Origin of the sequence: Eisenbergiella porci (genome assembly GCF_009696275.1) — a bacterium.
GTDB classification, from domain to species: domain Bacteria; phylum Bacillota; class Clostridia; order Lachnospirales; family Lachnospiraceae; genus Eisenbergiella; species Eisenbergiella porci.
On record NZ_VUMI01000122.1, the window covers coordinates 1 to 3,194 of the forward strand.

Consider the following 3,194-nt stretch of genomic DNA (forward strand, 5'->3'; position numbering starts at 1 on the left):
CCTTTATAGTTTCATAGCTATCACCGTCAAATACATGGAAATAAATTTCTATCTGCCCAATATTTGTGATTCCGGCAGCTTCGAGGGCAGAGGAGGAAAAATATAAATTTTCATTAGACTTTTTCCCGGCAGCAATAGTCGATGAGAATAAATCCGAAATCATATAGTCGTTTACGATTAATGCATTGCATCCCAAGCCTATATTTTTTTCTGTGTTATTTTCAATCAATAATTTGATGCCTTCACCCCAGAGGGAGTCTGTTATCATTTCCATTGCGGTTACTTTCAAGCCATCCTGATCAAGCAAAACCTGTTCTTCTATGCTGCCTATCTCATTTTCATGAATAATTGTTTCCTCAGGAGCTGTACTTTCTTCGTTATATTGAGTGGTTTCAGATTCAGCATTAACTGAAATAGAAGAAACCTCCTTTGGTTCAGCACTTGTAGAAGAACTGCATGCGGTAAGTATAGCGCTTAATAATAAAACTGGAATAATAGATTTTTTCATTTGATTTTCTCCCTTAGTCAATTTTTTTATTGGTAGTAATGCCGTTGCGAATTTTCATGTATTCACGTATCGCCCCCCCTCAGTGAGAAAGATATTATATTAAAAAGCCTGTTGGCTATTTCAACCTCAATTCAAGCAATTCCTGCGGATATCCTGTAGTTTGACATAGTTGTTCTTTTGTAAAGTTAGAATACTCTTGTAACAACTCATTTGATAATAGAAGATAAGCAGCAAATATGTTGGCTTCTTTTTCAATACCACTGGTCAATAAAAGAGTCCGATTTTTTATGAATGCGCAATTTTCTTTGCGATGAAATATTGCATGCCCTAATTCATGCGCAAGCACTATTTTAAAAAATGTACTATCTACAGGGATATCTTCATTAATAAATATCCATCGCTTCCGATTAATCAGTTTGTAATTTCCCGAAATATTCCCGAGAGGAAGAATCGCTATGGTGATTCCGAGGAAACGCGCAATATTTGCTGGATCACGAGTTCCAGTGAGTTTTACATAATAATTTACCAACCGCTTTATTCTTTGTGTAAATATTTCCAAAATATCCTCACCTACTTTTTATTCTTATGAGGGTTATATTTAACCTTATTTTCCTTTTTAGTTTCTCGTAAAGCAAATTCGATAGCGTTTTGGAGTAAGTTAAGGGATGCATTATCGATCTCTACCCCGTTATAGTACAGAGGGGAGTCTTCTCCTTTCTGAATTTCATTCATAATTCTGTCTAAATCTCTTGCGATATCGCGCTCATCTTTTGATGTGAGAATAACTTCTTTCTCTTTAGCATCTTCTTTTCCTGCCATTAAATAATCAATACTGACACCAAAATAATCCGCTATTTTCTGCAGTTTTTCTTTTTTGGGTTGACTCCTTCCACTTTTCCAGTCAGAAAAAGTGGAAGCGCCTATACCTGTTTCTTTACCTACTTTATAAGCGGTTACGTGGTGTTCTTCTAACAATTTCAAAAATATCTCGTACATAATTACCTCTTTCAAAATATTTATGAAATCAGAAATAAAACACTTGACTATTTATGATATCAGTGCTAATATTGCAATATAGCAGTTATGAAATCAGAAATAACCCGGTTTCATTACTGAATTTCTGGAGTGTGAATAATTAAATTGTGGTTGATTTATTTATATCACATTTCCGAAATAGTTGCAATAAATATTTATGATTTTAGAACTAGAAAGGAGAAAAATGTTGTACGAAAAATTTCTTGAGTTATTGGTAAAAAACAACAAAACTACTTATCAAGTCGCAAAAGATACACACATTTCCAATTCTACATTTTCAGATTGGAAATGTGGAAGAAGCACCCCAAAGCTTAATAAGCTAAAAATTATTGCTGACTACTTTGACGTGCCAATCACTTATTTCATTGAGTAGCATAGCAAAAAGCCTGTCCTATAAATAGGACTTTTGCAACTGATGTGTGGTTAATAACGCAAGGAGGAAAAGAGAGTATGAAGGTATGCGAACATAGTCCCAAACTGAGACTGGATATAAGTGAGTATGGTACGGAAATCTGGTCGGACGGGAGGTACGTGGAAGACGGAATCTCAAAATTTGATTTTGATGCATTAATGGATGATTACCGCTTAGTACGAAAAAGAAACCGGCAGACAAAGGTGCTGTCAGTTATTGCGTTAATTCTAAGCATCGTAAGTTTAATTATCCGAATATTAATGGCGCAATGACAGCACAGATGCTCACAGCAAAAGCAAGGATGGCCATAACTTTTGAAAACATTGCATCTTTCTTTGCATCAGCAGCTTCTTTTTGAGCTAGGTGTAGTTGTTTTTTCAGAATTTCAACTTCTTTGTTTGCAGCAAATGCCTGAGATTCAGCACTTTCAGCAATAGATTTAATAGCATCAAGCTGCTCAGATTGTAAGTCTCTATCAAGTTGCTTTTCAAAATTATTTAACTCAAGAGAAGAGCGCATTATCGAATTTATAGGGGATGTTAAATCAGGTATCATATTTTTTTATTTCTTTCTGAATACTCAGCCGCTGCAATGGCCTGTACCTAAAGTATATGAGAAATGTAAAAAATTTACAAGGAGGATAGTTTATGAATGATTTAAGAAAGTCAACAATTACTACTTTGGAAGTGGCAGAAATGATGGAAGTATCACACAACGATATTTTAAGGAAACTGGATGGTCGTAAAGACAGGAAGGGATATATAACCATTATGACTGAAAGCCAAATGGCTGTGAGTGATTATTTTATCCCTTCTGCATATCAGGATGCCAGCGGAAAAGAGAACAAATGCTATGAGGTCACAAAACTTGGTTGTGATTTTCTGGCAAATAAGTCAACCGGAGAAAAGGGTGTGCTGTTTACAGCCAGGTATGTGAAGCGTTTCTATGAAATGGAGAATAACACAATCAATTATCATATTGATGCTGCCACTCTCAAAGGTATTGCCAGCACGGGTAATTTGATTAGGAGTGCCATGCGGGACCAGGGTGCCAAGCCTTACAAAGTTGCCGTGGTGCTGGATTCATTATTTAAACAGAGCGGCCTTTCTCTCCCTTCTGATTTTATCGTTATACCGGAGTATGAACAAGCTGAACTGTCAGACTTTTTGAAATAACGGTTATTCTACAGACTGTGGCCTATAAAAAATCATAAAAGAAATGTGGTGATAACATGTCAAA

At 35.7% G+C, this 3,194-nt stretch carries 5 protein-coding genes and 1 pseudogene; 2 read left to right on the forward strand and 4 right to left on the reverse strand.

Translation table 11 applies throughout. The annotated features are described in order from the left end of the window. From FYJ45_RS28980 to FYJ45_RS28990, 3 genes and pseudogenes are all read right to left on the reverse strand, one after another. Positions 1 to 508, reverse strand: a pseudogene (locus FYJ45_RS28980) (hypothetical protein); the annotation flags it as partial. 115 nt (positions 509 to 623) lie between these two features. Then, positions 624 to 1,067, reverse strand: coding sequence for an ImmA/IrrE family metallo-endopeptidase (locus FYJ45_RS28985; RefSeq protein WP_154468395.1), 444 nt, complete (start codon positions 1,065 to 1,067; stop codon positions 624 to 626). 11 nt (positions 1,068 to 1,078) lie between these two features. Further along, a complete protein-coding gene (locus FYJ45_RS28990; protein ID WP_154468396.1) occupies positions 1,079 to 1,504 on the reverse strand; it encodes a helix-turn-helix domain-containing protein in 426 nt (141 codons plus the stop codon). Positions 1,505 to 1,727: 223 nt separating this feature from the next. On the opposite strand from FYJ45_RS28990, the gene FYJ45_RS32950 reads away from it, so the two are divergent. Beyond that, entirely contained in the window at positions 1,728 to 1,916 is a 189-nt protein-coding gene (locus FYJ45_RS32950) for a helix-turn-helix domain-containing protein (RefSeq protein WP_321170348.1), read from the forward strand. Between the two features lie 285 nt (positions 1,917 to 2,201). Here FYJ45_RS32950 and FYJ45_RS29000 read toward each other — a convergent pair whose 3' ends face one another. Continuing rightward, positions 2,202 to 2,510 (reverse strand): hypothetical protein, encoded by a 309-nt coding sequence (locus FYJ45_RS29000; RefSeq protein WP_154468397.1) that lies wholly within the window; start codon positions 2,508 to 2,510, stop codon positions 2,202 to 2,204. Positions 2,511 to 2,602: 92 nt separating this feature from the next. On the opposite strand from FYJ45_RS29000, the gene FYJ45_RS31300 reads away from it, so the two are divergent. Next, positions 2,603 to 3,130 carry a Rha family transcriptional regulator gene (locus FYJ45_RS31300; RefSeq protein ID WP_235931066.1) on the forward strand — a complete coding sequence of 176 codons (528 nt, stop codon included), beginning with the start codon at positions 2,603 to 2,605 and terminating at the stop codon, positions 3,128 to 3,130. Positions 3,131 to 3,194: the final 64 nt, after the last annotated feature.

Bases quoted from the DNA above. Each gene is read 5' to 3' on its own strand.
- FYJ45_RS28990 (WP_154468396.1), bottom strand. From the start codon at position 1,504: ATGTACGAGATATTTTTGAAATTGTTAGAAGAACACCACGTAACCGCT.
- FYJ45_RS32950 (WP_321170348.1), top strand. From the start codon at position 1,728: ATGTTGTACGAAAAATTTCTTGAGTTATTGGTAAAAAACAACAAAACT.
- FYJ45_RS29000 (WP_154468397.1), bottom strand. From the start codon at position 2,510: ATGATACCTGATTTAACATCCCCTATAAATTCGATAATGCGCTCTTCT.
- FYJ45_RS31300 (WP_235931066.1), top strand. From the start codon at position 2,603: ATGAATGATTTAAGAAAGTCAACAATTACTACTTTGGAAGTGGCAGAA.